Origin of the sequence: Arthrobacter sp. HY1533 (assembly GCF_027568515.1) — a bacterium.
Lineage (GTDB): Bacteria > Actinomycetota > Actinomycetes > Actinomycetales > Micrococcaceae > Specibacter.
The window spans coordinates 102,141-123,409 of record NZ_JANKZF010000009.1 but is presented as its reverse complement, the minus strand read 5'-3'; the positions used below and the strand labels follow the sequence as shown (position 1 = coordinate 123,409).

At 64.7% G+C, this 21,269-nt stretch carries 20 protein-coding genes; 11 read left to right on the top strand and 9 right to left on the bottom strand.

What is annotated here, in order from left to right; all coding sequences use genetic code 11:
• Positions 1-66 precede the first annotated feature (66 nt).
• Positions 67-999, top strand: a complete 933-nt coding sequence (locus tag PCK14_RS09430; RefSeq protein WP_269938219.1) for a DUF4190 domain-containing protein — start codon at positions 67-69, stop codon at positions 997-999.
• Between the two features lie 243 nt (positions 1,000-1,242).
• On the opposite strand, the gene PCK14_RS09425 is transcribed toward PCK14_RS09430, so the two are convergent.
• Positions 1,243-2,235: a stage II sporulation protein M gene (locus PCK14_RS09425; protein WP_269938218.1), complete on the bottom strand. Its 993-nt coding sequence runs from the start codon at positions 2,233-2,235 to the stop codon at positions 1,243-1,245.
• A gap of 50 nt (positions 2,236-2,285) precedes the next feature.
• Here PCK14_RS09425 and PCK14_RS09420 point away from each other — a divergent pair, with 50 nt between their 5' ends.
• From PCK14_RS09420 to PCK14_RS09380, 9 genes are all read left to right on the top strand, one after another.
• Positions 2,286-3,089 carry an RDD family protein gene (locus PCK14_RS09420; RefSeq protein ID WP_269938217.1) on the top strand — a complete coding sequence of 268 codons (804 nt, stop codon included), beginning with the start codon at positions 2,286-2,288 and terminating at the stop codon, positions 3,087-3,089.
• 407 nt (positions 3,090-3,496) lie between these two features.
• Complete coding sequence (locus PCK14_RS09415; protein WP_269938216.1) at positions 3,497-3,712, top strand: Flp family type IVb pilin; 216 nt, start codon at positions 3,497-3,499, stop codon at positions 3,710-3,712.
• Between the two features lie 131 nt (positions 3,713-3,843).
• Positions 3,844-4,206: a TadE/TadG family type IV pilus assembly protein gene (locus tag PCK14_RS09410; protein WP_269938215.1), complete on the top strand. Its 363-nt coding sequence runs from the start codon at positions 3,844-3,846 to the stop codon at positions 4,204-4,206.
• A complete protein-coding gene (locus tag PCK14_RS09405; RefSeq protein WP_269938214.1) occupies positions 4,194-5,225 on the top strand; it encodes a pilus assembly protein TadG-related protein in 1,032 nt (343 codons plus the stop codon). The genes PCK14_RS09410 and PCK14_RS09405 overlap by 13 nt, the downstream gene beginning before the upstream one ends.
• Before the next feature lie 21 nt (positions 5,226-5,246).
• A complete protein-coding gene (cpaB, locus tag PCK14_RS09400; RefSeq protein WP_269938213.1) occupies positions 5,247-6,008 on the top strand; it encodes a Flp pilus assembly protein CpaB in 762 nt (253 codons plus the stop codon).
• Positions 6,005-7,204, top strand: coding sequence for an AAA family ATPase (locus tag PCK14_RS09395; protein ID WP_269938212.1), 1,200 nt, complete (start codon positions 6,005-6,007; stop codon positions 7,202-7,204). The genes cpaB and PCK14_RS09395 overlap by 4 nt, the downstream gene beginning before the upstream one ends.
• Positions 7,201-8,670, top strand: coding sequence for a CpaF family protein (locus tag PCK14_RS09390; RefSeq protein WP_269938211.1), 1,470 nt, complete (start codon positions 7,201-7,203; stop codon positions 8,668-8,670). The genes PCK14_RS09395 and PCK14_RS09390 overlap by 4 nt, the downstream gene beginning before the upstream one ends.
• A complete protein-coding gene (locus tag PCK14_RS09385; RefSeq protein WP_269938210.1) occupies positions 8,667-9,623 on the top strand; it encodes a type II secretion system F family protein in 957 nt (318 codons plus the stop codon). Before PCK14_RS09390 ends, PCK14_RS09385 begins: the two co-directional genes overlap by 4 nt.
• A 9-nt stretch (positions 9,624-9,632) precedes the next feature.
• Positions 9,633-10,523 carry a type II secretion system F family protein gene (locus PCK14_RS09380; protein WP_269938209.1) on the top strand — a complete coding sequence of 297 codons (891 nt, stop codon included), beginning with the start codon at positions 9,633-9,635 and terminating at the stop codon, positions 10,521-10,523.
• Here the strand turns inward: PCK14_RS09380 and PCK14_RS09375 are convergent.
• The 6 genes from PCK14_RS09375 to PCK14_RS09350 form a co-directional block, all read right to left on the bottom strand.
• Positions 10,520-11,023, bottom strand: a complete 504-nt coding sequence (locus PCK14_RS09375; RefSeq protein WP_269938208.1) for a prepilin peptidase — start codon at positions 11,021-11,023, stop codon at positions 10,520-10,522. The two genes, PCK14_RS09380 and PCK14_RS09375, sit on opposite strands and share 4 nt — an antisense overlap.
• 42 nt (positions 11,024-11,065) lie before the next feature.
• Positions 11,066-12,295, bottom strand: a complete 1,230-nt coding sequence (locus PCK14_RS09370; protein WP_269938207.1) for a L,D-transpeptidase — start codon at positions 12,293-12,295, stop codon at positions 11,066-11,068.
• A gap of 166 nt (positions 12,296-12,461) precedes the next feature.
• The gene (locus PCK14_RS09365) at positions 12,462-13,280 is read right to left on the bottom strand and encodes an MBL fold metallo-hydrolase (RefSeq protein WP_269938206.1); all 819 of its coding nucleotides are present in this window, start codon (positions 13,278-13,280) and stop codon (positions 12,462-12,464) included.
• Between the two features lie 9 nt (positions 13,281-13,289).
• Positions 13,290-14,783 (bottom strand): adenosylhomocysteinase, encoded by a 1,494-nt coding sequence (gene ahcY, locus PCK14_RS09360; protein WP_269938205.1) that lies wholly within the window; start codon positions 14,781-14,783, stop codon positions 13,290-13,292.
• Positions 14,784-14,817: 34 nt separating this feature from the next.
• Positions 14,818-14,997, bottom strand: coding sequence for a hypothetical protein (locus PCK14_RS09355; RefSeq protein ID WP_269938204.1), 180 nt, complete (start codon positions 14,995-14,997; stop codon positions 14,818-14,820).
• A gap of 90 nt (positions 14,998-15,087) precedes the next feature.
• A complete protein-coding gene (locus PCK14_RS09350) occupies positions 15,088-15,492 on the bottom strand; it encodes a DUF3499 domain-containing protein (protein ID WP_269938320.1) in 405 nt (134 codons plus the stop codon).
• 67 nt (positions 15,493-15,559) lie between these two features.
• Here PCK14_RS09350 and PCK14_RS09345 point away from each other — a divergent pair, with 67 nt between their 5' ends.
• A complete protein-coding gene (locus PCK14_RS09345) occupies positions 15,560-16,093 on the top strand; it encodes a metallopeptidase family protein (protein WP_269938203.1) in 534 nt (177 codons plus the stop codon).
• 40 nt (positions 16,094-16,133) lie between these two features.
• Here PCK14_RS09345 and PCK14_RS09340 read toward each other — a convergent pair whose 3' ends face one another.
• Both PCK14_RS09340 and PCK14_RS09335 read right to left on the bottom strand, forming a co-directional pair.
• Entirely contained in the window at positions 16,134-17,840 is a 1,707-nt protein-coding gene (locus tag PCK14_RS09340) for a DUF5719 family protein (RefSeq protein WP_269938202.1), read from the bottom strand.
• Positions 17,833-21,240: a glycosyltransferase family 2 protein gene (locus tag PCK14_RS09335; protein ID WP_269938319.1), complete on the bottom strand. Its 3,408-nt coding sequence runs from the start codon at positions 21,238-21,240 to the stop codon at positions 17,833-17,835. The genes PCK14_RS09340 and PCK14_RS09335 overlap by 8 nt, the downstream gene beginning before the upstream one ends.
• Positions 21,241-21,269: the final 29 nt, after the last annotated feature.

The window sequence follows — 21,269 nt, the reverse complement described above, 5'->3', positions numbered from 1 at the left end:
CAGAGCTGTCTGCTGGCTATCTTGAAGCAACAGCAGCATCCAACCCACCTAACACAAGGCGGACACGTGGCATCGTCGAAGGCATATTACGCACCTCCTCCGCCTCCCAAACTTCCCTATCTCCATGCCGGGCCCACCCAGGCGGCGGAACTGGAGACCAGCAAGCTGGTCCAACTCAAGTGGGGTTCATGGCGGCTGCGCCAATCGCTGGCCGTGCTGCTGGGGCTGCTGGTCATGCTGACACTGGCCAATCCGCTAGAACTGAACCGCCCACTGGTGGCAGCCTGCATCCCCTTGCTGGTGGCCCTCCTCGCGGCATTCGTTCTGCCAGCCACGACCCGGCACCGGGGTCTGGCCGCTGGCCTGGCAGGTCTGCAGATTCTCTTGTGGTCCATGCAGCCTTATGGCTTTCAGGAGTATTTTGGCTTCCTGTTCTTCGCACTCTTCACGGCCGCTTGGGCCGTAGGCCGGCAGCGCCATATCTTTGGCGTGCTGGCTGGCGGCACGGCCACCATCGTCCTGTTCGTTGCCATGCACACCACGGATATAGCCTCACTGGCTGTTGTTGCAATGCAAAATGCGTTCATTGCTGACGGCGAATCCTCCCGTTTGGTACGGCACTTGGCTTGGCTGACCGTTGTGACGGCCGTGAGCGTTGTCCCGGGATGCTGGATCGCCTGCATGGTCGACCGCGCAGTGCGCCGGAAACAAGGATCCCGTAAGGCGTATCTGGCCGCGTATCCTTCCCAGCAGGTGTACGGGGCACCGTCCGGGACGAACGGGCTAGCGATCGCAGCCTTCATCACGGTCTTCTTCGTCAACATTGCCGGGCTGGTCATGGGCCACATTGCCCTGGCCCAGATCAAGCGGACAGGGCAGGATGGGCGTGGACTGGCCCTGGCAGCCGTCATCATCGGCTGGGCCTACACGTTGCTGCTTGCTGGTGGAGTTGCGTGGCTCATGTACTTCCAGCTCAACACCTCAGGCAGCCTCTTCTGAGTTCTGGGGCAGGAAAGGGATCTCGACAGGCTCGACCACCGGGGCGCCCGGCGTCGAAGCGACGGCGACAGGGACACCCAATTCCACGTCAAAGGTGATGCGGCGTTGGCAAAAAACCAGCATCAAGTGATGCGGCGTCGGTAGTGGCTTGGGCAGGCTCGACGACCGGGGGCACGGTCTCGACAAACTCGACCAACGGGGCAGGATCGACCGCCGGCACAGGCTGGACCAGCGGCGCAAGCCTCAGGCTGAGCGGACGGAGGCTCCGGCGTCGTCCTCGGAAAGGTCGCCGACCTCGCCGGCGCGCACGGCACGGCCGCCCAAAACCAGCGTATAGGTCCAGTACGCGGCAAGGACCAGTGCGCCGATGCTGATCTTGGCCCAGACGGGCAGCGGGCTGGGCGTGACAAAACCCTCGACCAGGCCGGAGACAAGCAGGACAAGGACAAGCCCGCCGGCGACTGTGATGAGCGATCGCCCCTCGCGTGCCAGCGAGTCTAGGCGCGTGCGCGGTCCAGGGCTGACCCAGGACCAAAAGATCCGCAGCCCGGCGGCAGCCGCGATGAAGATTGCCGTCAGTTCCATGAGGCCGTGCGGGAGGATATAGCTGAAGAAGACGTCGCCCTTTCCGTAGGCGAACATGACGCCGGCCGTCATGCCGACACCCTGGGCGTTCGCGAACACCGCATAGGGAACGAAGACGCCTGTGATGCCAAAGGCCACGCACTGGGCGGCGATCCAGGCGTTGTTGGTCCATACGGCGCCGGCGAATGAGGCAGCTGGGTTTTCCGAGTAATAGTCAACGAAGTCGTGGTTGACGAGCTGCTGAAGATCGGCGTCGCTGCCCAGGACAGCCATGACCCCGGGGTTGCCGGCCGTCCACACGCCGAAAAGCACGGCAATCAGGGTAAAAACGGCGCCGACCGCCACCGTCAGCCAGCGCAGGCGGTAGAACGCGGCGGGCAGGGAGATGGCGAAGAAGCGGGCAATGTCCACGAATACATTGGACCTGGCGCCTGTGAAGCGGGTGCGCGCCGTGGCCAGGATTGCCGAGAGGGAGGCCGACAGGGCACTTTCGCCGTCCACGGACCGAATGAGCGAGAGCTGGGCGGAAACACTTTGGTACAGCTCCAGAAGTTCGTCGGCCTCTGCCCCGTCCAGGCGCCTCTTCCGGCCGAGCACCTTTAGCCGTTCCCACTGGGGCCCGTGCACCGTTGTAAACGCATCCATGTCCATCCGACCCAGCCTAGCGTCCGCAAGGGGTGCGGCGTCGATAGACTGAAAACATGTCCGCAATCATCACCGGCGAAGCCGTTGTCCTGGAGCTCCGACCGGCTTCCTTTGCCGCCCGTTCACTGGCGACGGCGATTGACGTTGCCGTGACGCTGGTGGTTGGCATCGGCCTGATCCTGCTGTTGGGCGCGCTTCCCTTTGTCATTGACGGGGCCGCCGTGAGGGCCATTGTGATTGCCGTGCTGGTGGGCCTTCTGGTGGTGGTTCCCATAACTGTGGAGACACTGAGCCGCGGAAAATCCCTGGGCAAGTTGGCCATGGGGCTGCGGATTGTGCGGGACGACGGCGGTTCCATCCGCTTCCGCCACGCCATGATCCGGGCGCTGCTGGCTGTGCTGGAGATCTACATGACACTGGGGTCCGTGGCGTGCCTGGTCTCGCTGTTCAACGAGAAGTCCAAGCGGCTTGGCGACATGCTTGCCGGGACCTATGCAATCCGCGACCGTGCGCCCAAGACCAGGCCGCTGCAGGTTTCCGTAGCCCCGCAACTGGCGTCATGGGCGGCACTGGCCGACATCGGCAGGCTGCCGGATCCGCTGGCCCGCCGCATTTCCATGTTCCTGCGGCAGGGTGCGGCCATGGCGCCGGCGTCCCGCCATTCCATGGGCGTGGAGCTGGCCACCGAGGCGAGCCAATTCGTTGCTCCCCTGCCGGCACCTGGAACGGATCCGACAGTTTTTCTTGCGTCCCTCATCGCCGAGCGCCGTGAGCGTGAGCTCCGTCGAATGGACGCCGCAGCCGTCCGCGCCGCCGACGTTCGCGCCCAGCTGCAGCGCCATGGAGTGGGCAAAAACTAGGCAAACAAAGGCCTCTTGGCGGTCCCAGGACCACCAAGGCAATACTCACATGCACGAAAAGTGAGTACTCGGATACAAAAACAAGTAGCAAATCGTCTATTTTTCACATTGCGGCACTTGGAACGTGTGACAGCCCCGGGACCACTCGAGTGCAGCGTCCAAAAGCGCTGGTCATCCCTGATTTCTAGCGGAAAATTTGGGCGATCCCGACGCCCCAAAAAATCTTCGAAAATTAGAGTGTCACCACTCTAGAATCCGTATGCCGGCGTGACGTTTAGTTGTCATCAGCCGGGGGAAATATTTCACCGGGGTTTCGCCCGAAGGTCTCACTTCAAGCGCACCATTTGGTTCTTTTGTCGCGGGCTTTTGGGTTCCTATCCACCCTTATGAATGTTAGGAACATCAAAATGTTGAAGCTCTTCGTAACCATGCAGACCATGTTCATCGCCGGCGCCGACCGTCTCAAGGGCGACAGCGAGCGCGGCGCAACCGCAACGGAGTACGCACTCCTCGTGGCCCTCATCGCCTTCGCACTCATCCTCGGTGTCACGGCCTTTGGCGGGGCCCTGAACGACTTCTTCGATGGACTTGCCACCACCGTTGGTGGTTGGCCGACGTCCTAAGTCTCCGAAGTCTCGCAGTACCGTGTGGCTGGTGTGGTCGAGGGTTTCGCCACACCAGCCACACGACTTTCCGGACCGTTTCACCGCGGCCCACCTGAAGTAATGAAGAAACGAAGGGGGTGCAGGGAACCGTGAATGCAGAAAACAAGGAAAAGGGTGCGGCGGCCGTTGAATTTGCCTTGGTCGTACCGCTGTTGTTAACCCTGATCTTTGGAATCATCTTGTTTGGCCACGCATTTTCCGTCCAGATCAGCCTGACGCAGGCAGCCCGGGCAGCAGCCCGCAGCATGGCCGTGGAGAACTCGCAGGCCAGCGCCGAAGCAGCGGGCCGACTCAACATTGTTGGCCTCGATTCAGCCGGATTTTCCTATTCTCCGACTTCTTGTGCAAAGGATCTGGACATGGTGGTTACGGTTTCATACAACTTGACCGGCTTTTGGGTCATTCCTGACATCCCCATAAGCAGCAAAGCGAGCATGCGATGCGGCGGATAGATTTCGGCAAGCGAGGGACGTCCGTCCCAGCTGCTTCCCAGAACCAGGAACGAGGCGCCATTACGGTGCTCACTGCGCTCTGCATGGTTGTCCTGCTGGTAATGGTGGCCATGGTGGCTGACTTTGGCCTAGCCTACGCCGAGAAGGCCCAGCTCCAAAACGGTGCAGATGCAGCGGCAATGGCGGTCGCCGGCGACTGCGGCAAGAAAGTCGGCACGCCCAGCGCCTGCCCCGGAAGCGGTCTGGGTTCAGCCCAGCAGTTGATCGCCCACAATCTGGCCAACGGCAATTCAAACGACGACGAAAGCCAAGTAGTTCTGAATAACAGCGCTGGCGTCATCACGGCAACAACGTCAACCATCAGTGGCGGAAAGCATTTCCTGTCCCTTCCTCTGGCGACCCTTACAGGTTTTGACACTGCCGAAATAAAGGCCGTGGCCAAAGCCTCCTGGGGCGGCGTCAAATCCGGGGCCCCCATTCTGCCGTTGACCTTCGGAGCCTGCGAACTGGATCCTGTGAAACACCCGATGGGCCCGCCCGACAGGCTGCTTATTTCTCATGGGACCAAGAAGAGCGGGCCTGACAAGGAAGTCAAGTGTGATTCCTGGAATCCTTCGGCCGGCCTAAACATGCCGGGCGGCTTCGGCTGGCTCGACGCCACGAGTGAATGCCATCCCAACATCACAATTTCTGATCCTTGGGTTGACTCCGACACGGGAATCAACATTCCCAAGGACTGCAAGGACTTGTTTGTCCCCTCGCTCAAGGGCAAAACCGTCTTGGTGCCAATATTTGGTTTCGCCGATGGAACCGGCGCCAGCGGCAAATACAAGATTTTGGGATGGGGAGTGTTCATTATCCAAGGCTGGAATTTCCCCTCCAGTACAGAGAATTGGTCTTTTGGGAGCGGGGTAAAAGGCCTCTACGGCCATTTCACCAAGCAAATCAGTTTCGAGGACGGTTTCACCTGGGGCGGACCCACTGAGTATGGCCTCACTCAAGTGAAACTCATCAAATAATCAAATTGAAGGAGATGTACCGTGAAAGCACGCCTTCTGGGGGGCATTGCAGCTATCCTCCTTGCCATTATTGGCACAGTATTGCTGGTTAACTATGTAGGCGGTGCCGACAGCCGAGCGATGGCTGGAACCGACACCAAAGAGGTCCTTGTCGTCTCAAAGGACATCGCAGCTGGGACCGAAGTATCCAAATTCGGTGACTCCGTGCAAACCAAGCAGGTACCCGCCGCAATGGTGGTTGAGGGTGCCCTTGCCAACTTGGGGGATGTTGAGGGCAAGGTCGCGGCCATGCCACTTCTGCCCGGAGACCAGCTCTCGGCGGCACGGCTTTCAGATGCTGCCACATTCAAGGGTTCCAATCCTGTCAAGGTGCCGGACACCATGCAGCAACTCAGTTTCTCCGTCACCTCCGATCGCGTGGTAGGTGGACAACTCCAACCAGGCGATTACGCAGCCTTGTTTTTGTCCTACAACGCCGGCATCGAACCGGGGACCGCAGAGGTACCTGCAAGCAAGTTGACGCTCCGCAAGGCCTTGGTGGTCTCCATGCAGGCATCGGGTCAGACCCAGACTGAGGCCCCGGGGACATCAACGTCGCCGGACACCGGCCTGGCACCCAAGACGGTGGCGGCGGACAGTTGGGTGGTCACGGTCGCCTTGGCTCCGGCGGACGGCATCAAACTCGTCCATGCCGCCGAATTCGGCCACATCTGGGTCGCCAAGGAAGCTACAACAGCAGGCAACACTCCGGCACCGCTCTTCAAGGGGGATGTGTTCAAATGAGCCGCTTCAATGTGGTCACCACTGTTCCAGAGTTTGAACGCAAGCTCAGGACTGCGGCGGGAGGGACCCTGACGGGAAATGTACAGTCAATCCCCAGCGTCCCCTTCCCGGCAGGCCCCGAGGAAATCCTGGCCCGGCAGACCGGAGAGCCACTGGAGGTTCTGGTTCTGGGGCCCGGCATCCCCGTGGACAAGGCCATCAAGCTGGCTTCTGTGTTCGACCTCATGTACCCGGAAATCAGCGTGATCCTGGTCCATGAAACGACAGAAAAAGTGGCGGTGCAGGCCATGCGCAGCGGTGTGCGGGACCTGTTGAGCCCCGACGCCGACGCCGACGCCATTCGGGTCATGCTGGAGCGGGCCTGCCTCGCTGCTGCAAGCCGGCGGCGGGGCTTGGTCCCGCCCAATGAGCCGGAGCGCCAGACTGGCCGGATTATCAGCGTCATGTCGCCCAAGGGAGGAGTCGGCAAGACTACCGTGGCCACCAATCTGGCAATTGGCTTGGCCAAGTTTGCTCCGATGTCTGTGGTGCTGGTTGATTTCGATGTCCAGTTTGGCGATGTGGCTTCCGGGCTGCAGCTCAACCCGGAACACAATCTTTCCGACGCCGTCGGGGGCTCAGCAGCCAACGACTCCATGGTGCTGAAAGCGTATCTAACTGTTCACCCGGCAGGCATCTACGTGCTGGCTGCCCCATCAAATCCGGCCGATTCGGAACACATCTCCGGCGAGCAGGTGGGGCATGTACTGGCCCAGTTGGCCTCCGAGTTTGCTTTTGTTGTGGTGGATACGTCTCCCGGCCTGGGAGAGCATGTGCTTGCAACTTTGGAACAGGCCACTGATGTGGTTTGGGTATGTGGAATGGACATCCCCAGCATCAAGGGACTGCGGGCTGGGCTGGGAGTTCTTCACGAGATCAACCTTTTGCCGCCCGGACGCCATGTTGTGTTGAATTTCGCCGACAAGTACAGCGGCCTGCGGGTCCAGGACGTGGAGGAGACGATAGGCGTCCCCGTGGACGTCATCCTGCCCAGGTCCAAAACCATCCCCCTTTCCACCAACAGGGGCGTTCCGCTGTTGCAGGACAATGTCCGTGATGCAGCAGCCAAGGGCCTGCGCAAGCTCGTGGCCCGGTTTGACCCGGCAAGCCAATCCAAACCGCACAAGCAAGTACACAGGAGGGTGGTCATCTCATGAACCTCACGGAACGCCTGGCCGCAGTTCGCGGCGCGTCGCCCAGCCATGCCGCACCCCAGCCCCCCGTGGAATCCACGGGACCGGCACAGTACACGCATCCCGGCCTGATGCTTCCCCCCAATCCACAGGGTCCGGGCCAACCCGGAGGCAGTCTGGAGGCGGACCCTTCCCGCCCGCTCACTGACGGCCTGGCCGGACTCAAGCAGCGCGCCTCCGAGGCCCTGTTCGAGCGGCTGGGTGCTCGGTTGAGCGATCCAAACATGGCTGAGGAAGAGCTGAACAAGCTTGCCGCTGAGGAATTGGCCAGCATCATCCAGGACGAACAGGCAGCTCTTTCCCAAGAAGAACGCCGCCGACTGATCAAGGAAGTCTCGGACGACGTTCTGGGTTATGGTCCGCTTCAGCGCCTGTTGGACGACCCCACCATCACCGAGATCATGGTAAATGGGACCGACCCCATCTACATTGAGCGGCAGGGCCAAATCTCACAAACCCATTTCCGGTTTAGCAATGAAGCCACGTTGCGGCGCGTCATTGACAGGATTGTCTCAAAGGTAGGCCGCCGGATCGACGAGTCCTCCCCCCTGGTGGATGCACGACTTCCCGACGGGTCCCGTGTCAATGTGATCATTCCGCCGCTGGCGGTCAATGGCCCCACCGTGACGATCCGCAAGTTCAGCCATGTGCCGTTGACCGTCCAGGACCTGATTGATTTCGGCACCCTGTCCACCGAAATGGCTGAATTGCTCCATGCGTGCGTGTGGGCCCGCATGAACATCATCGTCTCCGGCGGCACGGGAACAGGAAAGACAACCCTGCTCAATGTCTTGTCCTCTTTCATCCCCCCAGGCGACCGGATCATCACCATCGAGGATTCCGTGGAACTGCAATTGCAGCAGGAGCATGTGATCCGGTTGGAAAGCCGTCCCCCCAACATTGAGGGCAAAGGTGAAATCGCCATCAGGGACCTGCTGCGAAACTCGCTGCGCATGCGCCCCGACAGGATTGTGGTTGGCGAGGTCCGCGGCGGGGAAAGCCTGGACATGCTCCAGGCCATGAACACAGGCCACGACGGCTCCATCTCAACCGTTCACGCCAACTCCCCGCGCGACTGCATCGCCCGCCTGGAAACACTCGTCATGATGGCCGGCATGGAACTGCCCCTGCGAGCCATTAGGGAACAAGTTTCTTCTGCCGTGGACCTGATCGTCCAAATCACCCGCCTCCGCGATGGCACGCGCAGGGTCACACACGTAACCGAAGTCCAGGGAATGGAGGGCGACATGGTGACCCTGCAGGACGCATTCCTGTTCGACTATTCGGCGGGCGTGGATGCCAACGGCCGATTCCTGGGCAGGCCTGTTGCCACCGGCGTAAGGCCACGCTTTGTGGAGCGCTTCGAGGAACTTGGCATCAAGATTTCCCCAAGCATCTTCGACGTTCCCACCTCCAGGAGCCCACGATGAATGCCGGAGTCATCTTGTTGGGGGTGTTTCTGTGCCTCGCCGCCCTCCTGGTGGCACTGTTTGTGGTGTTCCGGCCACGGCAGAGCAAGGTTCCCCGCTCCCAGCTTGTCACCATCAAGGCGACAGGAACAGGTGATGCTGCCGCCGGAACCCTTTCCAAGGCAACCAGTTCCGCCACTGAAGCTATCAACGGCCTCCTTGAGCGACGAGGCGTGCGCTACAGCCTTGGCACAACGCTTGAACTGGCCGGGGTCAAGGCCCGGCCGGCTGATTTCATCATATGGGTGGCCGCGGTAACTGCGCTTTCAGCAGTGATGCTGACATTGTTGGAACTGCCAATCCTGGCATTCTTGGCGCTGGGCGTGGTCCCGCTCCTGGCCTGGGCCTTCCTCAAGTTCCGCACCGAACGCCGGCAGACCGCCTTTGACGATCAACTTGGTGACACGCTGCAACTGCTGTCCGGCGGCATGCGCGCCGGACACAGCATGATGCATGCCATCGACGCCGCTGCCGCGGACTCGGACGCGCCCATGTCCGAAGAATTGGCCAGGGTGGTCAATGAAACGCGGCTTGGGCGGGACACCGGAGAGTCCCTCATGGCGACTGCGGCAAGAATGCACAGCGAAGATTTCAGCTGGGTTGCCCAAGCCATTGAAATCAACCGCGAGGTGGGCGGCGACTTGGCGGAAGTCCTGGACCACGTGGGCAACACCATCCGGGACCGCAACCAGATCCGACGGCAAGTGAATTCCCTCAGTGCGGAGGGCAGAACATCTGCGCTGGTCTTGTTTTGTCTGCCGGTCGTCCTTTCAACAGCCATGGCCCTCATCAGCCCCAGCTATTTTGCCCCGCTGTTCAAATCGCCATTCGGTCTTGTTGTGCTCGTAGTGTCCTTGGTTCTCATGGGGCTCGGCGGACTGTGGCTCCGAGCCGTTGTCAAGATTAAGTTCTAGGGGAATGTCATGTCACCAATAGCATTGCTCGCTGTCCTGCTGATCACCCTTCCACTTTCATTCTTGCTGTTCTCCACATTGGCGGCCGACACCGGCACCCGCAAACAGATCCGCCAGAATCTTGTGGAAGGCCCTTCTGCCATTAAGGCAAAATCCGCCAAGACCAGCAATGAACGAATGAATGAACTGGGCCGCAAATTGGCTCCCAAGTCCTACATTGCCTGGCTGCTCAGGCTGTTGAGCCGTGCCGGCAGGCCGGCCGGGATGCCGCTGGAACGCTTGCTGGTCATTAAGCCGCTGCTGGCGCTTTCAATCTTTCTTATGGGACTCTTGATTGTTGTGAGGGCTCCAGGAAAATTGGGGTTTGTCCTGTTGATCGTTGCCACCGTTTTGGCCTATTTTGTGCCGGACGTTCTTCTCGATTCCAGGGCGAAGGACCGCCAAGAGAACATAACTATGGAGCTGCCCAACACCCTGGACCAGATGTTGATTGCAGTCCAGGCCGGCTTGGGCTTTGAATCGGCCATGGCACGGGCCGCATCAACTGGCAAGGGGCCACTGGCCCATGAGCTGGGACGAACCCTGCAAGACATCCAGATGGGCCGAAACCGTGCGGAGTCTTATCTGGCACTGGTGGAACGTACTGATGTCAAGGACTTGAAAACGTTCGTTCGGGCCATCATCCAGGCGGACAAGTACGGCATCTCCATTTCCAAGGTCCTGCGAACCCAGGCAGACGAGCTGCGCATCAAGCGCCGCCAACGCGCCGAAGAAAAAGCAATGAAGATCCCGGTGAAGATCCTCTTCCCGCTGATCTTCACCATCCTCCCGGTGCTGTTCATTGTGATCCTCAGCCCGGCCGTCATCGGCATCGTGAAGATGTTTAGCGGCGGTCTCTAGCCCGCCACCATCGCTACCAAGGCACCGGCAAGCATGAAGGGTCCGAACGGGATCTGGGTCTTGCCGGTGCCTTTGCGTGTCACGATGAGGGCGAGCCCCCAGACGGCGCCAAACAGGAATGCCAGGACGGTCCCCCAAAATACAGCCGACCAGCCAATGAAGCCCAGGTACAGCCCCAGCACGAAGGCCAGCTTGACGTCGCCGTAGCCCATGCTGGACGGGGAGATCAACCGCAGCACCACGTAAACGGCCCACATGACCACGGCGCCGAGGACAGTGCGCAAGGCGGTGCCGCCGTCGAGCATGAACAGGCTGGCCGAGAGCAACAGCACCCCTGCGATGCCCGCCGAGGGGAACACAATGCGGTTGGGCAGCAGCTTGTGCTTGATGTCAACGATGGTCAGGCGCACCGCCATCACCACGTAGTACAGACCCGCCGCGAGCACCAGCCAAAAGGCAATGGGCGTGTCAGTCCAGAGTTCCCGCAGCACAGTGATCATACGGCTGATGCTACGTGAGGGACCGGCAATTTCCCGTGTTCGTTACCGCGAAGCGTACTGCTCGAACGGGATGTTCCAGTCGCCGAAACCGTCGGTGGGGGCGATGGTCTCGTTGGGGGTGCCCACTGTGTGGACGATGTCGCCGGGACGCATGTTGTTGAACACCCAGCCGGCACCTTCGGCGGAAAGCCCAATGCAGCCGTGGGACAGGTTGGCGACACCCAGGTAGGGCATGGCCGACGGCGTGGCCTGGTGGATGAAGATGCCGCTGTTGGCCATGCGGGTGGCAAATTCGACGTCTACCGAGCCGTAGTCGCCGGGGTCGCCCGGCTTGAGGCCGATCGTGGAGGCCTTGAACGTGGCGTAGCGCTGCTTGTCGTTGGTCACCACCATGAAGCCGGAGGCCGAGGGGAACGCCTCGTCGCCCATGGTGGCCGGGAATGTCTGGGCTACAACGTCGTTGACCAGGATGCTCACGCTGTGCGCGGCGGCGTCGGCCTCCATCACAACCTTGTTGCCAATGTTGATGTTGTAGTTCTTGTTGAAGTTGCCGATCATGCCGTTGCCGATGTCCATGCCAAACAGCTTCATGTCCACGTTGATCTTGGAGTTGGCCGGCCAGTATTCGGCGCCACGGTAGCGCAGCAGCGTGTCGGAGTACCAGCGGAACGCGCCGGGCTGGCCCGTGCTGGTGGTGATCTTGATGGCCTTTTCCACGGCCTCCTTGTTCACCACCGGCTCGCTGAAGACGAACTGCAGGGGCTGGGCAACGCCCACGGTTTCATCGGCGCCCGGGTACATGACGGCGTCGGCCTCATGCGAGGCGGGAACTGTGTGGAACTTGGTGGTTTTGGTGGTCTTGGTGCCGCCGGCGTCGGCCGCCGTGACGTCGAAGGTGTAGGCGGTGTCGAACTTCAACGGAGCCTTGCTGATCCACTTCCGGCCGCTGACCACAAGGTCGCCGGCAACGTTTTCGCCGCTGGTGGTTTCCTTCAGGATGGCGGTGGCCACTGTTCCGTTGGTGACCTCGGCGGCAATCTCGCCTGCCGGGTTGACGGAGGTGGCGCCGTCCTTGGTGTTGACGGCGATGGTGGCCGGGACGGCCGGCGGGGTGGTGGAAGGTGCCGCCGTGGAGGTGGCCGGACCCGGGGCTGCGTTGTTGGCGACGACGCTGCAGCCGGTGCCCGTGACGGCCATACCGAGAGCGACCAAGGAAATCAGCGCGACCCGCAACCCTTTGCGGCGCTTCTTGGTCTCTTGCAACTCAGCCATGCGAACTCCCCAATCGGTGGACTTATTCAAGGTCCTTGGCGTCGGCGCGAAGTGCACCACCTACTTATTTTACGTCACGTTCGGCCACGCTTCCGCCGCCGTAAGGCAAACATCCCCGCCGTTACGGGGTTGTTATGGAGTCCGGTTCGGGGCCGCGCGGATTGTTTCAGCCGCGCAGGTACTGCAGCTGCGCCTCGACCGAAAGCCGCGCCGCGCCCTGCAAATTCGCCGGCACGTCGCCGTACACGGCCGCCGTCACCTGCTCGGCAGTTGGCTCCCCCGCGCCGGCCTTTTCCAAATGTTCGACGGCGGCCCGCACCTGTGCGATCCGCTCGGCCCGGTGCGCCTCATAGGCCTGCGCTGCCGCGGCCAGGTCCGCCAGCACCGGCCCGTGCCCGGGCAGCGCCGCAACCGGGTTCCCTGCCGTCCCGTGCGTGATCCCCCAGCGGCGCAGCGCGGCGAGCGAGTCCAGATAGTCCCCCAGCTTCCCGTCAGGGTAGTCGAGCACCGTGCTGCCACTGCCCAGGATGGTGTCACCCGTGAACACCACGTGCTCCACCGAGCCATCGGGGCCGGCCGCCGAGACGGCGAAGCACAGTGAGTCGCTCGTGTGGCCGGGCGTGGCCAGCACCGTGACGGTGAGGCCGCCCGCATGGATGAGTTCGCCGTCGCCAAGGGGTTCCCCGCCGTGGCAGAACTCCGGCAGGGCAGCCCGCACGGGCGCGCCCGTCAGCTCGTGCAACCGGGCGCTGCCGCCGGTGTGGTCCGCGTGCAGGTGCGTGATGAGGATGAGCTCCACGGCGCCGGCCGCGGCCAATGTAGCGAGGTGCCCCTCCAGCAGCGGCCCGGGGTCAACCACCACCACGCCAGCGGAACCCGGCGCACGCAACACGTACGAGTTGGTGCCGTCCAGGGTCATGGGGCCCGGGTTCTCGGCGCGGCGGCGCCGGACAAACGTGCCGGTCTGCTCCCAGGGCTCGGTCATGGCCGGGCCCTAGTAGCGGTAGTGGCTGGGCTTGTACGGGCCAGCCGGGTCAAGGTCCAGATAGGCGGCCTGCTCGGCACTGAGCTCGGTCAGCTCCACGCCCAGCGCATCCAGGTGCAGGCGGGCCACCTTCTCGTCCAGGATCTTCGGCAGCACGTACACGGACTTGCCGTATTCACCGTTGCCCACCTTGGTGAAGATCTCGATCTGCGCAATCACCTGGTTGGTGAAGGAGTTGGACATGACAAACGACGGGTGCCCCGTGGCGTTGCCCAGGTTCAGCAGGCGGCCCTCCGAGAGCACGATGATGGAACGCTCGTTGGCTGTTCCCTGATCGAAGACCCACTCGTGGACCTGCGGCTTGATCTCAACCTTCACCGCGCCGTCGAGCTTGGCCAGCCCCGCCATGTCGATCTCGTTGTCGAAGTGGCCCACGTTGCCCACAATGGCCTTGTTCTTCATCTTGAGCATGTTGGCGGCGGAAATGATGCCCAGGCCGCCCGTGGTGGTGACAAAGATGTCGCCCTGCTCCAGCACGGTTTCCAGCTTCGCCACCTGGTAGCCGTCCATGGCGGCCTGCAGGGCGCAGATGGGGTCGATCTCGGTGACGATGACCCGGGCCCCCTGGCCGCGCAGCGCCTCCGCCGAGCCCTTGCCCACGTCGCCGTAGCCGCAGACCACGGCCACCTTGCCGCCAATGAGCACATCAGTGGCGCGCATGATCCCGTCGGGCAGGGAATGGCGGATGCCGTACTTGTTGTCGAACTTGGACTTCGTGACGGAGTCGTTGACGTTGATGGCCGGGAACAGCAGCTTGCCCTCTGCCGCGAGCTGGTACAGGCGGTGCACACCCGTGGTGGTTTCCTCGGTGACGCCGAGGATTTCCGCCGCGATGCGCGTCCACTTCTGCGGGTCCTGCGCCAGGGACTCACGCAGCACGGAGAGGAAAATGGTGCCTTCCTCGGAGTCGGCATCGGTGGCGTCCGGGACTGCCCCTGCCGCCTCAAACTCTGCGCCCTTGTGGACCAGCATGGTGGCGTCGCCGCCGTCGTCCAGGATCATGTTGGGGCCCTTGGCCAGATCCGTGTCCGCCCCGGGCCAGCTGAGGATCTGCTGGGCCGTCCACCAGTATTCCGCCAGGGTCTCGCCCTTCCAGGCGAACACGGGAACGCCTGTGGGGTTCTCGGGGGTGCCGGAGCCCACCACGACCGCCGCGGCGGCCTCGTCCTGCGTGGAGAAGATGTTGCACGAGGCCCAGCGGACCTCGGCGCCCAGCGCCGTCAGCGTCTCGATGAGCACAGCAGTTTGAACCGTCATGTGCAGTGAGCCGGCAATGCGGGCGCCCTTGAGCGGCTGGCTGTCCCGATATTCCGTGCGAAGGCTCATGAGCCCCGGCATTTCAAACTCCGCCAGGCGGATCTGGTGCCGCCCCGCGGCCGCCAGGGAAATGTTGGCAACCTTGTAGTCCGACGGCGCCAGGGCCGCTGAAGTTGACGGGCTCATGGAATATCTCCTTCGGTGGGGCGGGATAAAACCTCTACGCGGTGATTTGCTCCGGACGCAGCAGGAGGGCGATGCCCTCGTCAATGGCGTAGTGCAGCGGGGTGCCGTCGGGGCCGTTGGCCGTGCTGACCAGCTCGCCGTTCTCCTGCACCAGGGTGGATCCTGTCACGGGGCAGCGCAGCACTGCCATCAGGTTCTCGCTCAGTTTCGCCATGGTCTTCCGTTTCGCTTCCGGGCCGGCTGTGGCCAGCGGTGGTGTGGCCTGTGGGCCGTTGCTGTTGGGGCGCTGCGGGTGCCCGGAGGGTCAGTCCCGCAGGATGCGCAGGTGCGCGCGGCGTCCGGTTCCTGTTCCGGGTGCGTGCGCAGGAGGTTCCAGCGTGCCGCGGAATTCCCGCCGGGCCGGGGCGCCTGCGGGTTCGGTCTCGGCTTCCTGGCCTGCGTTGGCGGCCTCGCGCACGGCGTCGGCCAGGGCCAGGAGGTCGTCGGGGCCGGGCACGGGCGGCTTGTCTGAGCGGGCCAGGTGGATGACTTCCCAGCCCAGGGGCGCCGTCAGGCGTTCGGAATGCTTGGCGCACAGGTCGTAGCAGTGCGGCTCGGCAAAGGTGGCCAGCGGGCCCAAAACGGCGGTTGAATCGGCGTACACGTACGTCAAAGTGGCCACGGCCGCTTCACGGCAGGCGGATCGGGTGCATTGACGAAGGGTTCCCACGATCCCCAAGACTACCCCCACTGCCGCATTATTTCCCCTTGGGCGGCCCCGCGCCTACAGTGAATCCATGGAGTTCAACGCCGGAAGCAGCGGGCAGCCGCTCACCATTTCGCTGGAACCGGGGGATGCCGCCAAGGCCCCGGCCAATGCCCGGCCCTTTTCGCGCCGGCGCCGCGACAGGCACGGCCGCGGGCTGCGCGGGGAGCTCATCCCGTCCACACTGCCCGCCTACCGCACGCGCAGCGAAAAATTCGAGGACCTGGTGGTGGACTCCGCCGACCGGCTCCGCTCCCTGTGGCCCGAGGCCCTGGAACCCGTGGAGTACCTGGTTGAGGAGGTTCCGGGCAAGCTGGAGGCGCTCATCGCAGCCGGCACCCAGGCACCCCTGGGCAAGTTCACCCCGGCCATCCCGGGAAGGGCAGACTCACCCGGCGAACCCGCGGTGATTGCGATCTACCGGCACCCCGTTGAGGCCTTGTGCGACACCCCGGGGCAGGTCCGTGAACTTGTCCACGAGGTGCTGATCGAGCAGGCGGCCGGGCTCATGAACGTGGAACCCGAAACCGTGGATCCGGGATTCCGGCGGTTCCGGGGGCACTGACTCACCGCACCCCCGGGTGCCGCGGCTCAGCAGCCAAGGCTCAGTAGCCGCTGGTGATCTTGATGGCCTGCGTGCCTGCGTTGGTCCCGGCGATGGGCAGCACGGCGATGCCGGCCGAACCGCCGTCGGACAGAAGCTGCGTGCCGAAGGCAGGGGAACCGGAGGCCGAGATGAGCACGGCGGCCGTGTCCTTGCCCAGCGACGCGGGATCCACTGTGGCGGTGAACCCGGATTTCACGTCAACTACCTTTGCCTCGCCGAGGACCCCGCCGGCCGTGACCGGTACGAGCTGCACGGTTGCCGCACCCCCGGGCGCCGTGAAGACCAGCCGGGACCCGGCGTCCTTCGGGACGGTGGCAAGGTGGGTGTCGCCGAGTCGTTCGGCCGACGGCGCCCAGGCCAGGTCCACGGCCTCGCCGGGCTTGGTGGAGTTGGACAGCCGCACAGCCGCCGCAACCGGGGCGTCGGAACTGAGGCTCAGCGAATATGTGCCTTCCGGCAGCCCCGCCAGCGCGAATCCGCTGACGGCGCCCGCCTTGGCCGTGAAGACTCCGCCGTTGGGCAGCGCCGCCTGGCCGTCGGGGCCGAAGGCCTTGACCTCCACCACCGCGTCCCGGACACCGGGGACCGTGATGGCCAGCGCCGTGGCGGCGTCGGCGTAGCCGGACTGCCCGGAGATCTTGGCGGCGGTGGCCGGCGCCTGGACGCGCACGCCCGGCACCACAAGCGTTGACGACGGGGCCTGGACGGGTGCCAGGTAGTCGACGCCGCCGGGGGTCAGCCCGCGCAGAACTGACTGCTGGACCACGGCACTGACGGCGCCACCCGTGCTCTTGAGGTGGACGCTGAGCAGTTCCTGGTCGGGCGCCAGGCCGGCCAGCACCACCGAACGCACGGTGCCGGGCGGAACCACCAGGCCCTTGCTGCCGGCGGCCTGCACGGGACCTGCCGTGCTGAACAGCTCAAAGGAAACAGTGGCCGGGCTGGCCGAGGAATTGGACACCATGAGCACGGCGGAACGTCCCACGGTGGTGCTTGCGCCGGCGAGCCACATTTCATTGGACGGCGTCTGGCAGGTGGCCGCGGCGAGGCCCTTGAGGTCGCCGTCGCCGGAGGACACCACCACGGAGCCGGCGCCCTGGGACGGTTCACCGCCAAGCGGCAGCACCCGCAGCACCGAGGCACCCGCGGCGTCACGGCCCTGCTCCACCTCGGCCCGCATCTTGGGCTTGCCCGTCAATTCCTTGGTGCCGGACTCCGCCGTGGCGGCGGGCGGTTCGGAAATGGTGAACAGCGGGGAGAACTTGCCGTCGAGCGCCTGCACGCCCGCACCGGGGATCTCGCCGCCTGAACTGCTGAGCACGACGGCGTTGAGTTGCGTTTTCGTGGACGAGGAGTTCGCCGAGAACTCGGGGTCCGCGCCGGCGGCCGAGCCTGCCAGCAGTTGGGTGGGGCCCTGGCAGTTGGCCAGCGCCTCCCCCACGGGCAGCGGATGCGGCACAGGGGCCACTGCCTTGGTGGCGTCGCTGCCCGGGAACACTGTTGCGGCGCCCACGAGCGCGGCTGCCACCAGCAGGGTTGATGCGCCGCCCACCACGGCAGGCCACCGCCGCTTCACCGTGCGCCGGGTGCGGCGCGGAGCCTTGGCAGCCTTGGGCTCCTTGGGCTCCTTGGCGGTCTTGGGAGCCTTTGCCTCTGTTGCGGGGGAAGGGGTTTCCTCCGCGCTGTTGTTCTCGATCTCAGGCACCTCTACCAACCTTTTGCAATGAAGCTTCGTCCCTGTAGGCACCCGTGCGTCCGCGGCGCGCCCTCACCGGCAGTGCCAGCAGGAGCGTCAGGCCGAACAGGACCAGCTGGGTCAGGCCCAGGACCGCGTCGAGCGGCTGGACGTAGCGGATTTCAAGTCGTCCCGCATCTGCGGGCAGTTCGAAGGCCTGGGCCCAGCCGGAGCCGGCTGCCTTCAGGGGTTTGCCGTTGAGCCATGCCTGCCAGCCGGGATCGGCCCGCTCGGCGAGAACCACCAGCCGCCCGGCGTCGCCCGCGGGGATGGCGGTGTCAACGTTTTGCCCCTGCGAGGGGACAGGTGCCAGGGCCTTGCCGGCGGCGTCGACCAGGCGCACCCGGTTGACCACATCGCTTTGTCCGGCAGCCGCGTAGCTGGGCTTCACGCGCCACAGCCAGCCGGATTCGGTGGGTCCCACGGTGTCCAGGCCGGGGACGGCCTCCAGTTCACTGGCCAGCAGTTCGGCGGCTGTGTCGCCCTCGCGCAGGACCACGAAGCCCACGCCCAGGTCAACCAGGCCGGCCCGCGGGTCAAGGCCCGACTTGGATAGGATGGCGGCCACGCTGTCCTGGAAGGCAGTGGTTGCGGCGTCGGGATCCTGCACGAACTCCGTGCCGGGGTCCCCGGCGATGCGGGCGGCTGCCGCGATGGTGCTCGTAGCGTCCAGCGTGGTTCCGGCACCCTGCATGAGCGTTGCGTGCACGCCGCCGTCGGGCGCGATGGCCAGCACAATGGTGCGGGTGGCCTCGGGGCCAGTGCCGCGGTCGGCAGCCGTGGCGGGGATGGTTCCGGCCGTGACGCCGTTGAGCGCAAACGAGCCTGTCAGTGCGGGCTGCGCCGGCTGGCCGGAGAACTGCTGGGCGGTCCACAGGCCCAGGCTTGCCAGCGGCGCGGCCACGAGCACCACCGACAGCACGGCCGAGGTTGTCTTGGCTGTGCGGTGCTTCATGGTGGCCGGCGCGGTGGCGCCTGCCTTGTGGAACAGGGTGTGGTGGCCGTCCGAGTAGGCGCGGCGGTACACGGCGTCGAAGCCGAGCAGGGCCGCCGCCAGGAGCGCAAAGAAGGCAAGCGAGACGGCAGGTCCGCTGAACGGCGCCACCAGCGTGGCGCCGTCGAACGCCACGGCAATGAACTTGGCGGCCCAGGCGCCGGCCAGGGCCAGCAGGGCCGTGAGCCACATGGCGCGCACGGTGGCGGCGCGGCGCAGCGGGAGCACCAGCGCCACGACGGCGGCGGCAACCACGGGCACACCGATGAGCAGCACGGCCACCCAGGTCCACCACGGTGCGGAGAGCACGGGGCCCAAGCCCAGCAGGCCCTCGGTAGCGGAAACCTGCTCCGGGAAGCCCAGCAGCTGCTGCCAGGCGGGGCCGGCGTTGGAGGCCAGGGGCAGGCCGGGATCGGCCAGCAGGGCCCGCGGGTTGTTCCAGGCGGAGAGTGCGAACGGCATGAACAGGGCCAGCGGGGGCACCAGCGCCCACCACACGGTCCGGCCTCGGCGGCCCATGAGCAGGGCGGTGGCCAGGATGCCGACCACCGCAACGGGCAGCAGGCTTGGCGCCGCGGCTGTCACGACAGCCAAGGCCAGGCCGGCCGCGGCAGCAGCCGTCCAGGAGGAGTTGCCGTCAACGCCCGGTCGGCCCAGCTTGGCGACGCCGGCCGCCGGGGCTGGTGCGCCGGGAACCACCGCGGCCGCAGCCTCGGCGCCCACGGCGCCACCCACGGCCCGCACCAGTCCCAGGACCACCACGGGGATGAGCACGTGCGCCAGGAGTGCGCCGACACGGCCCTGTCCCATGGCCACCAGGAGTGCGGGGGCGCCGGCCCAGGCCAGGCCGGCCACAATGCGCGTCCAGCGCTGCCGGGTGAAGGCGCCGGCTGCGAGCCAGGCCGTGAAGCCTGACAACGGCAGCGCCAGCAACACGAGCCACAGCACGGAGATTGAGCCGTTGCCGCCGGCCGATGCCAGCAGGGCCAGCACAAAATTGAAGGGGTTGCCGCGTCCGGGCAGGCCGGAACCGAGGGAGACCCACCAGTCGGTGGCGTGCCGCCAGATGCCGTCAAGCTGTTCCGACACGGGAAGCAGGGCCCCTCCGGTCAGCGCAGGCACACCCATGAATCGGCCCAGTGCCACGAGGGAGAGAATGGCCAGCAGGGCAACGAGCCCCAGTGCACTGACAATGGGAGCGGTGCGGCCCAGGGCCAGCGGCGTGACGGTTTCCTGGTGGGTTTCACCAGTGGGTTCCAGGATGGAGGGTCCGGCCGGAATTTCCTGCGGGGCCTCGGTGTCCGGCCCCACTGATTCACGCAGCATCTTCAGGTGTGCCCGGGCCGTGCGGTTGTCCACCAGGACACCCTTGTGGACGGAGCGGGGCATGGTGCGCTGGGCGGCCAGCGCCCTGCGGCTGCGGGCCAGCGCGGCGGGTCGCAGAAGGCCGGCCATGGTGGCGGCAAACATGCGGATGGCGTGGCCCGGGGCCTTGAGCACAAATCCGGCGATGAGCCAGTAGAAGGAGGCCAGGAAGGTTCCCGCGGCCAGCAGCGGCACGGCCCAGGCGGGGGCGTGCTTCAGGCGCAGGAAGATGGCGGACTTGCGGGCGGCCGCGGCCGAGCCGAGGGTGTCGGGCCGGTGCGCCACGTGGAACATGTGGGCGTCCGGAACCACAACCACCCGGTCACCGGTCAGGCGGACGCGGGCGCAAAAGTCCAGGTCGTCGCCGGGGCCCGGGAGTGCGGGGTCAAGTCCGCCCAGCTTTTCAAAAACGTCCCGGCGCACCAGCATGCCGGCCGTGTTGACGGCAAACACGTCGGACTTGTGGTCGTATTGGCCCTGGTCCTGCTCGTCCAGGCCCACCAGGGTGAAACGGTCAAATGACTTGTTGGCCCACAGGCCCACGTCCACCAGGCGGCGGCGGTGGTCCCAGTCCAGCTGCTTGCAGCCAACCACCGTGGCCGTGGTGGCACGCTCGGTGGCCTCCAGCAATCTCTGCAGTGCGTCCGGCGCGGGTGCGGCGTCGTCGTGCAGCAGCCAAATCCATTCATTGTTGCCGGGGCGCTCGTCCTCGAGCACAGCCACACCGCCGGAGCGGGCCCGGCCGCCAGGGGCTGCCGGCGCAGCCGCACTCTGGCGTCCCGACAGTGCCAAGCGGCCCTGGTGGGCCAGCACGGCGTCCACGGCGGCGCCGTAGCCCTTGCGGCCCTCCAGCGAAATGACGTTGCGCTCGCCCAGATTCTGGCGCAGCAGCTCCCCCGAATTGTCCGTGGAGGCTGCGTCGGCGGCCACCACCTGGTCGGCCGGCCGGGTTTGTGCGGCCAGTGCGGCCAAGACCGTGGGGAGATAGGCACCGCCGTTGTGGGCAACCAGAACGGCCGTGACCTTTACTGCTTCAAGAA